The sequence below is a fragment of the Bacillus sp. RSS_NA_20 genome, from assembly GCF_020165915.1.
Classification (GTDB): domain Bacteria; phylum Bacillota; class Bacilli; order Bacillales; family Bacillaceae; genus Bacillus; species Bacillus altitudinis.
The window spans coordinates 1273216-1288664 of the sequence record NZ_JAIUKW010000005.1 but is presented as its reverse complement, the minus strand read 5'-3'; the positions used below and the strand labels follow the sequence as shown (position 1 = coordinate 1288664).

Here is a 15449-nt window from a genome sequence, read left to right as displayed (position 1 = left end):
AAAAGAAAGGGTATACTACGGTAAGATCATCATTTCTCAAGTCTTTTACATTGTACAAGACTGAAACAGGTATATTATAATGATTCATACTAGTGACGGAGGTGTCTATCAACATGGCAGATGAAATCAAAAAGAATGTTCCGCTCCTTCCGCTGCGAGGCTTGCTTGTTTATCCAACAATGGTCTTGCATTTGGACGTTGGGCGCGAAAAGTCTGTTCAAGCATTAGAACAGGCCATGATGAACGATCATATGATTTTTCTAGCAACACAGCGGGAAATTTCAATAGATGAACCAGGTGAAGAGGAAATTTTCAAAGTCGGCACCTACACAAAAATTAAACAAATGCTGAAGCTGCCAAATGGAACGATCCGTGTGCTCGTCGAAGGCTTAAATCGAGCGCAGATCGAATCCTACATGGAGCTAGAAGACTATACGTCAGTCGATATTAAAGAGTTGACAGAAGAAGAATTAAAGGACGCAGAAGCAGAAGCACTCATGCGCACTTTGTTAGATCACTTTGATCAGTACATAAAAATTTCAAAAAAAATCTCAGCTGAAACATATGCAACGGTGACGGATATTGAAGAACCTGGAAGAATGGCGGATATCGTCGCTTCCCACCTACCTTTGAAATTAAAAGACAAGCAAGAAGTGCTGGAAACAGTCGATGTCAAAAAACGGTTGAATCGGGTCATCAGTCTCATTCACAATGAAAAAGAAGTGCTAGAGATTGAAAAGAAAATTGGCCAGCGTGTCAAACGTTCAATGGAGCGAACGCAAAAAGAATATTATTTGCGTGAACAAATGAAAGCTATTCAAAAAGAGCTTGGAGACAAAGAGGGGAAAACAGGCGAAGTCAGTACGCTTATGGCTAAAATTGAAGAGTCCGGCATGCCAGATTCCGTTCGTGAAACGGCTTTAAAAGAACTGAACCGTTATGAAAAAATCCCTTCAAGCTCTGCTGAGAGTTCTGTCATTCGCAATTATATTGATTGGCTGATCAATCTGCCGTGGGGCACATATACAGAAGATCGTCTAGATTTAAAGCTTGCAAGCGAAATTTTAGATGACGAGCACCACGGGCTTGAAAAAGTAAAAGAGCGGGTACTCGAATATCTTGCTGTTCAAAAACTAACAAATTCATTAAAGGGACCGATTCTTTGCTTGGCAGGACCTCCTGGGGTAGGGAAGACGTCACTTGCTAAATCCATTGCCAAATCACTCGATCGAAAGTTTATCCGTATCTCTCTTGGCGGTGTACGTGATGAATCTGAGATCCGTGGTCATCGAAGAACCTATGTAGGTGCGATGCCGGGCCGTATCATTCGCGGGATGAGCAAGGCGGGCACGATGAATCCGGTCTTTCTTTTAGATGAAATTGATAAAATGTCTTCTGACTTTAGAGGAGATCCGTCTTCTGCGATGCTTGAAGTGTTAGATCCAGAGCAAAATCATAACTTTAGCGATCACTATATTGAAGAGACATTTGATTTGTCTCAAGTGTTATTTATCGCAACTGCCAACAATTTAGCAACCATTCCAGGTCCACTTCGTGATAGAATGGAGATTATCACGATTGCAGGGTATACGGAAGTTGAAAAAGCAGAAATTGTGAAAGATCACCTTCTGCCGAAGCAGCTAAAGGAGCACGGATTAAAGAAAGGGAACTTGCAGCTTCGTGAAGCAGCGATTTACGATATGATTCGCTATTACACGAGAGAAGCAGGAGTCCGCGGGTTAGAGCGTCAGCTTGCGGCGATCTGCCGAAAAGCAGCAAGAGCAATTGTGGCTGAAGACCGCAAACGCATCACAGTGACGGAAAAGAACTTATCTGAATTCCTCGGAAAAAGACTTTACCGTTATGGTCAGGCGGAAACGACAGATCAGGTCGGCGTTGTCACAGGCCTTGCATATACCACAGTTGGCGGAGACACCTTGTCCATCGAGGTCTCACTCTCGCCGGGTAAAGGCAAGCTTTTGCTAACAGGTAAGCTCGGTGATGTCATGAGAGAATCTGCGCAGGCGGCATTCAGTTATATTCGTTCAAAAGCAGATGAACTGAACATTGATCCTCAATTTAATGAAAAGCACGATATTCATATCCATGTTCCAGAGGGTGCGGTTCCAAAGGACGGGCCATCAGCTGGTATTACCATTGCGACGGCTCTTGTATCAGCACTCACAGGACGTCCTGTTTCAAAAGAGGTTGGCATGACAGGAGAAATTACGTTAAGAGGAAGAGTGCTTCCGATTGGCGGATTAAAAGAAAAAGCATTAGGCGCACATCGTGCAGGACTGAAAACGATTATTCTTCCAAAGGACAATGAGAAGGATATTGATGATATTCCTGAAAGTGTGAGAGAAGGATTAACTTTTATTCCGGTTTCACATTTAGATGAGGTGCTTGAGAAAGCGTTAGTAGGAGAGGGAAGATGAAAGTAACAAAATCAGATATCGTCATTAGTGCGGTGAAACCAGAGCAGTACCCGAGCGGGGGGCTGCCTGAGATCGCACTTGCTGGACGATCAAATGTTGGAAAGTCCTCGTTCATTAACTCATTGATTAATCGGAAAAATTTAGCGCGTACGTCTTCTAAACCAGGAAAGACCCAGACGCTTAATTTTTACATTATTAATGATATGCTCCATTTTGTGGACGTCCCAGGTTATGGCTTTGCAAAAGTATCAAAAACAGAGCGCGAAGCATGGGGGAGAATGATCGAAACGTATATTACAATGCGTGAAGAGTTAAAAGCAGTCGTCCAAATTGTGGATCTGCGTCATAAGCCATCCGCAGATGATGTGAACATGTATGAATTCCTTAAATACTATGGAGTTCCTGTGATCATTATTGCGACAAAGGCCGATAAAATTCCAAAAGGCAAATGGGAAAAGCATGCGAAAGTCGTCAAACAGACACTCGACATCGACCCATCAGATGAATTAATCCTTTTCTCTTCTGAAACAAAAAAGGGAAAAGATGAAGCATGGAATGCGATCCTTGCGAAGATTAACAGCTAAGAAGATAATAAAAAGTTGTAAGAAAACATTTGTTTTCTTACAACTTTTTTTCATATGGTGAGAAAAACGTAGAACTTGAAGGAAAGCGATTAAGTTTAAATTCGTTCTGTTTCTAGAAATTATTGAATGCCGAAAGTTTATTTAAATAGATGTTAAATTATAATTAATTTCCATATTTACAAATAAAATCAATTGCAGTAATATGATATTGAAAATATTTCAGATAGGAGTGGTAATAATGAAATTAAAAGCAAGAACTTGTTACAATTACTCACTAAATGAAATGAAGGAAAAACAATCAAAACTGAAAGCGAGAACATGCTATAATTACTCGCTAAATGAAATGAAAGAAATGCAAAAGGAATTAAAGAAAAAGTAAGAGAGTATGATGAGAAACAGAGGTTTTTTAGAATCTCTGTTTCTTAACACTTAAATAAGGAATAGTGTACATGAATATTAGTAGAGTGAGTACATTAGTTTATTTGGATACTATGATTGTTTTCATAGGGGCACTAGTTTGGACTGGATTGCCTCTTTATTTCTTTGAGATGACTGGTTCATATTTTTATGCAGGCAGTATGTATCTGATTGGTGGCTTTTCGTTTATTTTAAGTAATATTGTGAGCAACTATTTATTTAAAATTTTATCTAAATACACGGCAAAATTTTTCATCACCACATTGTCTATCCTAACCCTTGCTTCGTTTTTTGCTTTAAACAATCAATTATTTAATCTAATGTTTTTTTTAATGCTTGCTTTTCAATTTTTTATAAATGGCTTATCGTTTATTTTAGAATCGGGATTTAACATGTTTTTATCCAATCAACCCCATAAAGATATTGCATATCGTAATATGTTTTTACTCTCAGCTAAAACAATTGGTTTCTTTAGTGGGCCAATTTTGTTTATATTCTTTGGATCAGAAATGTATCTTGTTTTTCTGCTCTTTTTTATTGGTTTGTTGGTTTATGAGTATTTGTATCCAATTGTTGCCCAGTTGAAAATCGAAAGTATATCTTTCGCGAATGTTGAAATATTTAAAAAAGTACCAAAGAGTTATTTGTTCATCATGTTTATTGATGGGATGTTTTTACCTGTAGTAATGAATTATTCGTTTATTATTCTGAAAGAAACGTTTTCAGCAAGTGATCTTACTGTATCATTATTTTGGCTAATTGGCGGAGTATCGGTTTTACTAGGAAATTTATTGATCCGAAGAATGGATATACAAAAAATACATTCGAAAGTCTATCTTATAACGATATATCTCACGTTTGGGTTAATTCTAATGATTTTAGCGCCCAATAGTTCACTGTTTTTAATTGGTTTTTTTATTTTGACACTCATTAACCCGTTGTTTATGAGCTTAATCAAAGCATCTTTTTTAGTTGTTTTTGATCCTCACTATAGAAGTATGGCACTTGCAGGTATGAATACATTGAATCAGCTAGGAACGATATTAATCATTACAGTGATTACATTTATGTTGGAAGGTTCTGAATTTTTCAATATTTCTTACATCATTCCGTTATGTCTTTGTATAGGAATCATTCGATTTTTGATTCTAAAAAATATTTTAAAAAGGGGAATTCAATGAATGGATAAAGTGAGTTATCCTGACTTTTCAGTGGACTTAGTAGAAGCATGTTTGAAGTTTGGTTACTATTTTGAAGGAATGGATAAAGAGAATGTCACTCGATTAGTAGATCAATACAAAAAATTTTGGTTCATGATCAAAAAATATCCCGATTGTTCTTTTGCCCCAAATACTGAAATTGATGAGGTTTGGCATTTACATATGCTGTTACCACAAAACTATTATTACGATTGTATGTCGTATTTCGGCGTTATTTTAGCTCATGATGCTGGATTTGGGAATCAAGCTGATGAAGTGGATATACTGAATGAAATGTTTGATAGCGGAAATGATTTATGGGAAAAAGAATTTGGATTTAGATTACCTGATGAAAACGAACTTGAGACGAAACCATAAAAATGATAATAATTGCTTGACAGTGACACTGATATCAATTTAATGATACTTGACATAAGGGGAGAAAAACAAAACCGCCTTACCTGCAAAATGTTGCTACACAAGCAACTGCAGATAAGGCGGTTATTGTCGTCTATATCAGTTAAACTGGATCTTCTTCTTCTCGTAAGATGTGTATTATAAAACATCCAATTGATGGCTTATCAAACAATTATATTGTATAAGTTATTTCCTTTTTAAAAATAATAAGAGGAGACTGACGGCAATCAATACATATGGCCAGTACAATTCAAAACCGGAAGTAGGGATCGAAAGTGTGCTAAGTTGCTTTGTAATTTGTTGAAAGAAATAAAGGAATAGACCGAGTGCAATGAGAACAACACTTTCTATTCGATATTCCTTTTTCTGTGATGATTTCATTAAAAGTGCGAGGCCAATGATGAACACAATCATCGTAAATGTATCTGGCCAGTGTTCTAATTTCGGCTGAAGGATAAAGTGTAGCGCAAGGCCTGTCATGAGCATACCGATAAACACATGAGAGGTTTCCTGTTCCTTCTTTCCTTGATATAAGAAAGCAAGGCCAAAAAGCAGTACAAGTGTATACCATTTCTCCTGATCTTTCCAAATGTCAAATTGATCTCCTGAGAGAATGGCATATAGTGCTACAGCCAGCAAAGTGAGCGGCAGCAAAATAGATTTCTTCTTCAAAGATGTCACCTTCTTATAAGCAGATCATTTGTCCGCACGCGCCAAATCTGGTAAATTGCTTGAAGTGATGATATGGCATTCGATGTCGAACATTTTTCTACTATATCACAACATTTTTGAAATCTGTTCACAATTTTTATCCAGTTAAAAATGAATATATGTTATAATCATTATAAATAATAAATTCTATATTGTAATTATTATAAATTAGACAGGGCGTTGGGGGTGCAAGCTGAAGTTATGCATATTCTTGTTGTGGGTTTAGATTATAAAACAGCCCCTGTTGAGATACGGGAACAGCTGAGCTTTGAACCGAGCGAGCTCGGAACAGCGATGTCCAAGCTTAAAGAAGAAAAAAGCATTCTAGAGAATATCGTCATCTCAACATGTAATCGAACAGAGATCTACGCAGTTGTAGATCAGCTTCATACTGGTCGGTTTTATATAAAAAGATTTTTAGCAGATTGGTTCGGTTTAGAAAAAGAAGATGTCTCTCCATATTTGAAGTTTTATGAAAATGATGGAGCGGTTGAGCATTTATTCCGGGTTGCCTGTGGACTTGATTCTATGGTCATTGGTGAAACACAAATACTCGGTCAAGTGCGCTCAAGCTTTAAAGTCGCTCAAGAGGAGAAGACCATTGGTACCGTTTTCAATTATTTGTTTAAGCAGGCGGTAACAGTTGCGAAGCGCTCTCATGCGGAAACAGATATTGCGTCTAACGCTGTATCTGTCAGCTATGCGGCAGTGGAACTTGCCAAAAAAATCTTTGGACGTCTTTCTGATAAACATGTCCTTATTCTTGGTGCGGGTAAAATGGGCGAGCTGGCGGCTCAAAACCTTCAAGGTCAAGGGATTGGCCAGGTAACAGTCATCAATCGAACGTTTGAAAAGGCCAAAGAACTGGCCGGCCGCTTTTCAGGAGAGCCTAAGAGCTTGAATCAATTAGAAAAAACTTTATCTGAAGCGGATATTTTAATTAGCTCTACTGGGGCTAAACAATTTGTGATCACAAAGGAAATGGTCGAAAAAGCGAACAAACAGAGAAAAGGCAGACCTCTATTCATGGTGGATATTGCAGTACCACGTGATTTAGATCCAGCTATTTCTGAAGTAGAAGGTGCTTTTTTGTATGACATTGATGACCTTGAGGGCATTGTGGCAGCTAACCTGAAAGAGCGACGTGCAGTAGCTGAAGAGGTGGAGCTTCTCATCGAAGCTGAAATTGTGGAATTTAAGCAATGGCTTAATACGCTCGGAGTGGTTCCTGTGATTTCTGCTTTAAGAGAAAAAGCACTCTCGATTCAAGCGGATACGATGCAAAGCATCGAACGAAAGCTTCCAAACCTCACAAATCGTGAAATGAAGCTGTTAAATAAACATACGAAAAGCATCATCAATCAAATGCTGAAAGATCCTATCTTAAAGGCCAAAGAAATTGCCGGGGAGCCGAATGCAGAGGAAAAACTTTTACTCTTTAAAGAAATCTTTGATTTACAGGTTGAAGATGAAGAGCAAAAGGCAGAGCCGATGCAGGTGGAGCAAGGGGCGTTTCAGCTGTTTAAAACAAATATGGCACAAGGCCTTGCTACAGTTGCCAGTGAGTGATTAGGCGATGATGGAATCCATTGTAGCGAGACTAGGTGAAGCGACGACCTTGATCTATGCACTCAGCGTCTTGTTCTATTTCATAGATTTTCTTCAACACAACCGGAAGGCTGGAAAAATGGCTTTCTGGTTGCTTTCTATTGTCTGGCTGCTGCAAACAGTCTACATGTTTTATATTATGATGGAAACAGACCGATTCCCTGTGTTGAATGTAGCAGAGGGGTTATATTTTTATACGTGGGTGCTTGTGACATTGTCACTTGTTTTGACAAAAGTATTACGCGTTGAATTTATTGTCTTTTTTACAAATGTGATTGGTTTTTCCATGATGGCGATTCACACCTTTACACCATCTGATCTTCATTCTGCCGAACTGACGGGAAAGCTGACGAGTGAGCTGCTCGTCATTCATATTACGATGGCCATTTTATCATACGGCGCTTTTTCACTTTCATTTGCTTTTTCACTACTCTACCTATTTCAATATCGTTTGCTGAAAAAGAAAAAATGGGGAAAATGGCTTTTGAGAATTGAAGACTTATCAAAGCTTGATCATATGGCGTATGTCTTAAATATTATTGGCGTACCGATGCTCTTGCTTAGTTTAATTCTTGGCATTATATGGGCATATATTTCGTATGATACGTTGTACTGGACAGATGCAAAGGTGCTCGGTTCGTTTATTATGCTGTTTTTATACGGCTTTTACTTATACATTAGACTGGTGAGAAATATGCAGGGCAAAATCGTGGCGCGATGGAATGTCGCTTCATTTCTTGTGCTGATGATCAATTATTTTCTGCTTGGTAGCTTATCAACCTTTCATTGGTTTCAATAATGATGAGTCTTAAGGGCATTGTCGGGAGGAAGACGTAATGCGTACAATTAAAGTAGGTTCTAGACGAAGCAAACTTGCGATTACACAAACAAAATGGGTCATTCAAAAGTTGTCTGAACTAAACCCTTCTTATTCTTTTGAAATTAAAGAAATTGTGACAAAGGGTGATCAAATTTTAGATGTGACCTTATCAAAGGTTGGCGGAAAAGGTCTGTTTGTTAAAGAGATTGAACAGGCAATGCTGAACCATGACATTGACATGGCGGTACACAGCATGAAAGATATGCCGGCCTCTCTTCCGGAAGGTTTAGTCATCGGCTGTATTCCTGAGCGTGAAGATGTGCGGGATGCATTGATTTCAAAGGATCATCTCCGTCTTCATGAACTGCCAAAGGGAGCGGTTGTGGGAACGAGCAGCTTACGGCGCAGTGCCCAGCTTCTTCAGGAGAGACCAGATCTTGAGATTAAATGGATCCGTGGAAACATTGATACGAGACTCGAAAAACTGAAAAATGAAGAATATGATGCGATTATTCTAGCGGCTGCCGGATTGTCTAGAATGGGCTGGAGTCAAGAAGTCGTGTCGGAATTTTTATCTCCTGATACTTGCCTTCCTGCTGTAGGGCAGGGCGCATTGTCGATAGAATGCCGGGGAGATGACGAAGAGCTATTGCAGCTGTTAGCTCAATTCACAAATGAGTATACAAAGAAAACGGTCCTTGCTGAAAGAGCTTTCCTTCAACAAATGGATGGAAGCTGTCAAGTGCCGATCGCTGGTTACGCAACGATGAATGAGCGTGATGAAATTGAATTGACAGGTCTTGTGGCATCTGCGGATGGGCATACGATTATTCGAGAAACCGTAACAGGTACTGACCCTGAGACAATCGGAACAGCATGTGCGAAGCAGATGGCTGATAAGGGAGCAAAGGATTTGATCGACAAGGTGAAAAAGGATCTGTCTTCCCAATGACGATAGCCAAATCGCTTTACGGACAGACGGTGCTTGTCACTCGAAATGAACGTCAAGCGGGTGCGTTTCAGCAGAAAATTGAAGCGCTGAACGGCCATGCTGTTTTAACCTCTCTTATCAGGTTTGAGCCAACGCTGACAAAAGAAAAAGCGAAGGCATTTTTAGAAGATTTAGAAGCAAGCCATTGGCTTGTGTTTACGAGTGTAAATGGTGCGTCTTTTTTTCTCAGTTATATAGATAAGCATCAATTACATCAAAGCTTATCCCACCTGAAAGTGGCGGCCGTAGGTGAAAAAACATCTGCCTATCTGATGCAGCACGGCTTAAAAGTGGATGTGGTTCCAGAACGTTTTATAGCAGAAGAACTGGCAGATGCTTTAATTGAACATGTACACCCAGAAGAATGTGTCTTTGTAGCAAAAGGTCACCTGTCACGAGATGTGGTGAAGAATACCCTCGTTCCGCTTGGCATTGACGTAAAAGAGTGGATTATATATGAAACAGTGAAGGATGAGGACGGAATTATCGCACTCAAGTCGGCAATGATGGAGCAATCATTTGATTTTATTACATTTACAAGCTCCTCCACTGTTCATTCTTTTATGCACGCTATGGAGGCTGATATCGATAGATTAGCTGCATCAGACACATGTTTTGTGAGCATCGGTCCTCTTACACAAGAGGCACTGCTTCAATACGGGATTTCTTCTGAAACCCCAGATACTTATACGATAGACGGGATGCTTGATTTGATGTGCCGTTTATCTGAAAGGAAGTTGAACCAATGATGAAATTTAACAGACACCGCAGATTGCGTACAAGCGCAGGAATGAGAGAATTGGTGAGAGAAACATTTTTAAGACCCTCTGATTTCATTTATCCCATCTTTTTTGTAGAGGGAGAGAATGTCCGGAAAGAAGTCCCTTCAATGCCGGGTGTCTATCACATTTCAGTTGATCTTGTGAAAGAAGAAGTCCAAGAGCTTGTTGACCTTGGGATTAAATCTATCATTGTTTTTGGGGTACCAGACCATAAAGACCATGTAGGCAGTGAAGCTTATCACGATCATGGGATTGTTCAAAGAGCAACGCTTGAAATCAAAAAGCATTTCCCAGAGCTTGTGGTCATTGCTGATACTTGCTTATGCCAATATACAGATCACGGACATTGCGGAATCGTTGAAGATGGAGAAATTTTAAATGATGAATCTCTTCAGCTCTTAGCGAAAACCGCTGTCAGTCAGGCTCGTGCAGGTGCAGATATCATTGCTCCATCAAACATGATGGATGGCTTTGTTATCGCAATTCGTGAGGCGCTCGATGAGGCCGGCTTTGTTCATGTGCCTGTGATGTCATATGCTGTGAAATATGCAAGTGCTTTTTACGGTCCGTTTCGTGATGCGGCGCATAGCACACCGCAGTTTGGAGATCGTAAAACGTATCAAATGGACCCTGCAAACCGCTTAGAAGCACTGAGAGAAGCGCAGTCTGATGTAGAAGAAGGCGCTGACTTCCTGATCGTGAAGCCGTCACTTTCATACTTAGATATCATGCGTGATGTGAAAAATGAATTTACACTTCCTGTTGTTGCGTACAATGTGAGCGGAGAGTATGCAATGGTGAAAGCAGCAGCTCAAAATGGTTGGATTTCTGAAAAAGAGCTTGTTCTTGAAATGCTGACTAGCATGAAACGTGCAGGCGCAGAATTAATCATTACGTATCATGCAAAAGATGCAGCGAAATGGCTCTCAGAATAAAGAACGGATAGACAGGAGGACATTGAAATGGGACGTAGCTATGAAAAGTCAAAGCAAGCATTTAAAGAAGCGCAGCAGTTAATGCCGGGTGGTGTGAACAGCCCTGTGCGCGCATTTAAATCAGTCAATACAGACCCGATTTTTATGGAACGAGGAAAAGGCGCAAAAATATACGATATTGACGGAAATGAATATATTGATTATGTCTTATCGTGGGGACCGCTTATTTTAGGGCATACGAATGACCGTGTGGTTGAAAGCATTCAGCGAGTAGCTGAACATGGTACAAGCTTCGGTGCTTCTACTTTAGTTGAAAATGAATTAGCTAAGCTTGTATCAGAACGAGTTCCTTCTATTGAGGTTATTCGTATGGTCAGCTCTGGAACAGAGGCGACGATGAGTGCGCTTCGTCTAGCACGTGGTTTTACAGGCAGAAACAAAATTGTGAAATTTGAAGGCTGTTATCATGGACACGGTGATTCTTTGCTCATTAAAGCTGGTTCGGGTGTGGCAACGCTTGGACTTCCGGATAGCCCTGGTGTCCCTGAAGGTACAGCAAGCAATACGATCACCGTTCCATACAATGATTTAGAAAGCATCAAAGTCGCTTTTCAAGAATTTGGAGACGACATTGCAGGTGTCATTGTAGAACCAGTTGCAGGAAATATGGGGGTTGTCCCTCCGCAAGAAGGTTTCTTGCAAGGATTGAGAGACATCACAGAGGAATATGGCTCTTTACTCATTTTTGATGAGGTCATGACTGGCTTCCGTGTGGATTATCATTGTGCACAAGGCTATTTTGGCATTACGCCTGATCTGACATGTCTTGGTAAAGTCATCGGAGGCGGCCTGCCAGTTGGTGCTTATGGCGGTAGAGCGGACATTATGAGACAAATTGCGCCAAGCGGCCCGATTTATCAAGCAGGAACGTTATCCGGTAACCCGCTTGCGATGACAGCAGGTCTTGAAACATTAAAACAGCTGACACCTGAGTCTTATGAAGAGTTTAGACGCAAAGGAGATCGTTTGGAAGAAGGCATTTCAAAAGCGGCGAAAGTACATGGGATTCCATTAACATTTAACCGTGCCGGTTCCATGATCGGATTCTTCTTTACAAACGAACAAGTCGTCAATTACGATACAGCGAAAACAGCTGACCTCGCTTTATTCGCTGAATTCTACAAGGAAATGGCTGATCACGGCATCTTCCTTCCGCCTTCACAATTCGAAGGGTTGTTCCTCTCAACTGCTCATACGGATGAAGACATCGAGTATACAATTGCGACAGTTGAAAAGGTATTTCAAAAATTAGCTCAGTAACCAAAAGCCGATATGGAGACATATCGGCTTAGATCGTTGACAAAGGGTTAAAATGAACTTTATTTTAGCCCTTTGTCTTCTTTTCAGCGTGAAAGAAAACCTTTGCAGTCTAGGAAGGACGAGCACCGGAGCGGAGCGAATTTGACATTCGTGAGCACCAGCGCGCAGGACTGACACCGAATGCGAGGGTTTGTCTACACGCTGAGCCGATATGGAGACATATCGGCTTTTTGCTTTGCATAAAACCAATCATATTTTCACCGCCTCCTTCATACACCTGTATTGACATCTAATTTTATTTTGAAGGATTAGATGAAAGGAGGACACCGACTTGTCTCAAAACAATCGATTACAGTTTTCGGTAGAAGAGTCCATTTATTTCAAAAACGGACAGGAAGTCAGTGAGTTGCTGTCAATTTCTCTCGATCCTGACATTCTCGTTCAAGAAGTGAATGATTATGTTTCCATTAGAGGTTCACTCGAGCTAACAGGAGAATACAACATAAATCAAGAGGAGCTAATGGGTGAATCCAGTTCCTATGCATCATACAGGCAGGCTGATGAGGTGAAGGTAAGAGAGGACGGAACGGCTGAGCTGCTGCATCAATTTCCGGTGGATATCACGATCCCCAAGAACAAAATTAGTCATTTAAATGATGTATTTGTGTTTATTGATGCATTTGATTACCAGCTGACAGAAAGCCGTTTGCTCACGATTCAGGCTGATTTGGCCATTGAAGGTCTGTTAGATGAAGGAACGCCTGAACCGCTTGTAGAAGAGCCATATGAATTTGTCCATCGTGCTGAAGAGGAATATGGCGATGTCACTTATGAATATCAGGCGCAGTCTGAATATGAAGAGCAAGAAATGCTGCCACGTGAAGAGCATGAAGAAAATGCAGAACAGCAGGCCGTTTTGCAACATGAAGCGCGAACTGAACAAGAAGAGGATGAAATAGACATCGAGACGGTGATGGTGGAAGAAGCAGAAGAAGAGGAGGAATATGAGGAAGAAGAAGCCGTGGCGCTTGGGTATCGTTCCTTCCCAGAAGCTCAAGTACAAGAGCCGCCATTCTTTGACCCGCCTAAACTGTTAGAAGAAGAGGAGCGGGATGATACGTTCTTTGAGGTGGAAGTGAGGAAAGACCCTGAAGCAGAGAGCAAGGAAGAAGAAGAGCCGCCAGCTTATCCAGCCTTTGAATCACCTGCTTATCAGATGGAACAGACGCAGGAAGAGCGGGATGACAGCTATCAGTTCGAACGATTATATGAACGTGAAGCACCAAAGGTGTATGAATCAGCTCAAGAAGCTGAGGAGTTTGAACATGACCAGAGAGAAGCGTCTGGCAGTGAGAATTCTCTTTATTTAACGAAGCTGTTCGCTAAGCAGGAGGAGGAAGATTTTTCTCGCATGAAAATATGTATAGTTCAGCAAGAAGATACGGTCGATCGTATTTGTGAGCGATATCAGTTGAATGTGCAGCAGCTCCTTCGAACGAATTCATTGTCGGTGGATGCAGAGCTTGAAGAAGGGCAGATTCTTTATATTCCTGAATATCAAAAAAGCAATGCATAGTATGAGATGATGGACCGAGAAAATGTGGTGAGAGAACGTGGATGAAATCCAATCTGTCCTATACGAATATGGGCTTGAGGCTGAATATATCGAACCTGTCAGTCCAGCTGTCGTTAGAGTGTATACAAAGCAGGGCGTATTTGCACTAAAGCGAGTAAAACCCCATCGACAAATGCAATTTACAGAGCAAATGCTTGAACTAGAATCAAAAGGCTATCGCTCCTTTGTGCCGATTTATCGCACGAAGAGCGGTTCCTTTTTCTCAAATCAACGAGAAAGCCAGTACACGTATTACCTTATGCCATGGCTGACGAATGAAAAGAGAGAAGAGCAGGACGATAAACATGAATATTTATTTCAAGAGATTGCAAGACTTCATAAACGAACAGAAGTCATGATGGACATTACTGAGCAGGAAATAGAAGCTCACTACACCCAAATGAAAAGCAAATGGGAAACAGAGAAAGACATGTATGAACGATTTATCGAGCGGGCAGAACAAACATGGTATATGTCGCCATTTGAGCTGGCTGCTGCTATGTATTTTTCAGAAGCGATGTCTGCAAGTGAATTTGCACTTGAACGTTTAGAGGATTGGCATGAGGAAATGAAAGACCAAGAGACGACACGTATTGTGTTAAACCATGGACAATTGTCGATCCATCACTTTTTGTACAATGATGTAGGTACAGGACATTTCACCAATTTTGAGCGGTCCAAAAAGGCTGCCCCCATTTATGACCTTTTGACCTTTTACTATCGTACATTCAAAACCTACCCTACTCCTTGTCCTGAATGCACATCTTTGTTTTATACGTATCAAAAGGGAAATAAACTTCGTGAGGAAGAGATTCATTTGTTCTTGAGTTACCTCGCTTATCCGCAGGGTTTGTTTGATACGGTGAAAGCCTATGAAGCAGGCGGACAGGATGAGATGGAAAGTTGTCAGGAGCTGTTAAGGGCGTATTGGCAAATGAAAAATTCTGAGCCGACCGTCATGAAAATACACGAAATTGAGCAAGCTAGACGCCTTGAAGAAGAACAAAATGCCTCGTCATCAGAAGAGTGACGAGGTTGTTTGCTGTCAAATGTCTAATATGGGGTAATCGATACATAAGAGTGAGCCTGCAGCTTTCAGCTCTCTTAAAACCAATCAAGATGAAAGGCACAGGCGAGAAATATGAGAATTCCTAAGATGAGGACGTCAAATGTTGTGGGAAAAATGATCGTGCGAAAGCCTTGAAATATGGCAATCGGGAGAACGACTTGGGAGGCAACTGCCCGAATTTGTCTAAGCCATGGGGGGAGTGTGTAAGGATTGATCTTTTTCAAAATAAAACGCCCTCCTTCTTTATTTTGTTATTATCATATGGGCAAAGAGGCAAAGGGTGCCTGCCCAATTTGTATAAAGAAGAAGAAAAGCGGAAAAGATGATTGACGAAAACAAAAGGCATTTAGTAATATTAATAAAAGATGAGTATAAGCTGATGAACGTGATATATCGTAAGCGTGGATCAGGAAGAGTACGAGCAAGACCCTAAAGAGAGGGAAACCAATAGCTGAAAGGTTTTCTAGGATGCACTTGTTTGGAAGGTCGCCTGTGAGCTTAATTTCTTGAAACATGTAGTAGAGAAATTCGGGAGATCCCCGT

General features: G+C 40.6%; 15 protein-coding genes and 1 other annotated feature (1 of these 16 running past the window's edge). Of the genes, 13 read left to right on the top strand and 2 right to left on the bottom strand.

Annotation, left to right across the window (positions count from 1 at the left end; genetic code table 11):
* The first annotated feature begins 113 nt into the window (after window positions 1–113).
* The 5 genes from lon (at window position 114) to LCD32_RS12225 (ending at window position 5016) form a co-directional block, all read left to right on the top strand.
* Window positions 114–2438, top strand: coding sequence for an endopeptidase La (gene lon / locus LCD32_RS12245; RefSeq protein ID WP_007501564.1), 2325 nt, complete (start codon window positions 114–116; stop codon window positions 2436–2438).
* The gene (gene yihA / locus LCD32_RS12240; protein WP_007501562.1) at window positions 2435–3022 is read left to right on the top strand and encodes a ribosome biogenesis GTP-binding protein YihA/YsxC; all 588 of its coding nucleotides are present in this window, start codon (window positions 2435–2437) and stop codon (window positions 3020–3022) included. The genes lon and yihA overlap by 4 nt, the downstream gene beginning before the upstream one ends.
* 238 nt (window positions 3023–3260) lie before the next feature.
* Window positions 3261–3401, top strand: a complete 141-nt coding sequence (locus tag LCD32_RS12235) for a hypothetical protein (RefSeq protein WP_017367733.1) — start codon at window positions 3261–3263, stop codon at window positions 3399–3401.
* 70 nt (window positions 3402–3471) lie between these two features.
* Complete coding sequence (locus LCD32_RS12230; RefSeq protein ID WP_224563839.1) at window positions 3472–4620, top strand: MFS transporter; 1149 nt, start codon at window positions 3472–3474, stop codon at window positions 4618–4620.
* Window positions 4621–5016 carry a hypothetical protein gene (locus tag LCD32_RS12225; protein WP_017367731.1) on the top strand — a complete coding sequence of 132 codons (396 nt, stop codon included), beginning with the start codon at window positions 4621–4623 and terminating at the stop codon, window positions 5014–5016.
* Between the two features lie 225 nt (window positions 5017–5241).
* Here LCD32_RS12225 and LCD32_RS12220 read toward each other — a convergent pair whose 3' ends face one another.
* Window positions 5242–5727, bottom strand: coding sequence for a hypothetical protein (locus LCD32_RS12220; protein ID WP_017358144.1), 486 nt, complete (start codon window positions 5725–5727; stop codon window positions 5242–5244).
* Window positions 5728–5967: 240 nt separating this feature from the next.
* Here LCD32_RS12220 and hemA point away from each other — a divergent pair, with 240 nt between their 5' ends.
* The 8 genes from hemA to ysxE all read left to right on the top strand — a co-directional run bounded on the left by hemA (window position 5968) and on the right by ysxE (window position 14867).
* Window positions 5968–7335: a glutamyl-tRNA reductase gene (gene hemA, locus LCD32_RS12215; protein ID WP_024718410.1), complete on the top strand. Its 1368-nt coding sequence runs from the start codon at window positions 5968–5970 to the stop codon at window positions 7333–7335.
* A 7-nt stretch (window positions 7336–7342) separates the two neighbouring features.
* Window positions 7343–8173, top strand: coding sequence for a cytochrome c biogenesis protein (locus LCD32_RS12210; protein WP_007501558.1), 831 nt, complete (start codon window positions 7343–7345; stop codon window positions 8171–8173).
* Window positions 8174–8210: 37 nt separating this feature from the next.
* Window positions 8211–9146, top strand: coding sequence for a hydroxymethylbilane synthase (gene hemC, locus LCD32_RS12205; protein WP_047946283.1), 936 nt, complete (start codon window positions 8211–8213; stop codon window positions 9144–9146).
* Window positions 9143–9934 carry a uroporphyrinogen-III synthase gene (locus LCD32_RS12200; protein ID WP_060781246.1) on the top strand — a complete coding sequence of 264 codons (792 nt, stop codon included), beginning with the start codon at window positions 9143–9145 and terminating at the stop codon, window positions 9932–9934. Before hemC ends, LCD32_RS12200 begins: the two co-directional genes overlap by 4 nt.
* Window positions 9931–10902 carry a porphobilinogen synthase gene (hemB, locus tag LCD32_RS12195; RefSeq protein ID WP_007501555.1) on the top strand — a complete coding sequence of 324 codons (972 nt, stop codon included), beginning with the start codon at window positions 9931–9933 and terminating at the stop codon, window positions 10900–10902. Before LCD32_RS12200 ends, hemB begins: the two co-directional genes overlap by 4 nt.
* Window positions 10903–10929: 27 nt before the next feature.
* Window positions 10930–12222, top strand: coding sequence for a glutamate-1-semialdehyde 2,1-aminomutase (hemL, locus tag LCD32_RS12190; protein ID WP_060781245.1), 1293 nt, complete (start codon window positions 10930–10932; stop codon window positions 12220–12222).
* A gap of 331 nt (window positions 12223–12553) precedes the next feature.
* A complete protein-coding gene (locus LCD32_RS12185) occupies window positions 12554–13798 on the top strand; it encodes a LysM peptidoglycan-binding domain-containing protein (RefSeq protein ID WP_007501553.1) in 1245 nt (414 codons plus the stop codon).
* 37 nt (window positions 13799–13835) lie between these two features.
* Entirely contained in the window at window positions 13836–14867 is a 1032-nt protein-coding gene (gene ysxE / locus LCD32_RS12180; protein ID WP_056705873.1) for a spore coat protein YsxE, read from the top strand.
* 74 nt (window positions 14868–14941) lie between these two features.
* On the opposite strand, the gene LCD32_RS12175 is transcribed toward ysxE, so the two are convergent.
* On the bottom strand, window positions 14942–15130 hold the full coding sequence (locus LCD32_RS12175) for a hypothetical protein (RefSeq protein ID WP_003216497.1): 189 nt from the start codon (window positions 15128–15130) through the stop codon (window positions 14942–14944).
* A 169-nt stretch (window positions 15131–15299) separates the two neighbouring features.
* Window positions 15300–15449, top strand: a binding site (T-box leader); it runs 80 nt beyond the window's last position.

What these genes read in the sequence shown, in the direction of transcription:
- hemA (WP_024718410.1), top strand. Translation starts at nt 5,968, where the DNA reads ATGCATATTCTTGTTGTGGGTTTAGATTATAAAACAGCCCCTGTTGAG.
- hemL (WP_060781245.1), top strand. Translation starts at nt 10,930, where the DNA reads ATGGGACGTAGCTATGAAAAGTCAAAGCAAGCATTTAAAGAAGCGCAG.
- LCD32_RS12230 (WP_224563839.1), top strand. Translation starts at nt 3,472, where the DNA reads ATGAATATTAGTAGAGTGAGTACATTAGTTTATTTGGATACTATGATT.
- lon (WP_007501564.1), top strand. Translation starts at nt 114, where the DNA reads ATGGCAGATGAAATCAAAAAGAATGTTCCGCTCCTTCCGCTGCGAGGC.
- hemB (WP_007501555.1), top strand. Translation starts at nt 9,931, where the DNA reads ATGATGAAATTTAACAGACACCGCAGATTGCGTACAAGCGCAGGAATG.
- hemC (WP_047946283.1), top strand. Translation starts at nt 8,211, where the DNA reads ATGCGTACAATTAAAGTAGGTTCTAGACGAAGCAAACTTGCGATTACA.
- LCD32_RS12210 (WP_007501558.1), top strand. Translation starts at nt 7,343, where the DNA reads ATGATGGAATCCATTGTAGCGAGACTAGGTGAAGCGACGACCTTGATC.
- LCD32_RS12200 (WP_060781246.1), top strand. Translation starts at nt 9,143, where the DNA reads ATGACGATAGCCAAATCGCTTTACGGACAGACGGTGCTTGTCACTCGA.
- LCD32_RS12235 (WP_017367733.1), top strand. Translation starts at nt 3,261, where the DNA reads ATGAAATTAAAAGCAAGAACTTGTTACAATTACTCACTAAATGAAATG.
- yihA (WP_007501562.1), top strand. Translation starts at nt 2,435, where the DNA reads ATGAAAGTAACAAAATCAGATATCGTCATTAGTGCGGTGAAACCAGAG.
- LCD32_RS12225 (WP_017367731.1), top strand. Translation starts at nt 4,621, where the DNA reads ATGGATAAAGTGAGTTATCCTGACTTTTCAGTGGACTTAGTAGAAGCA.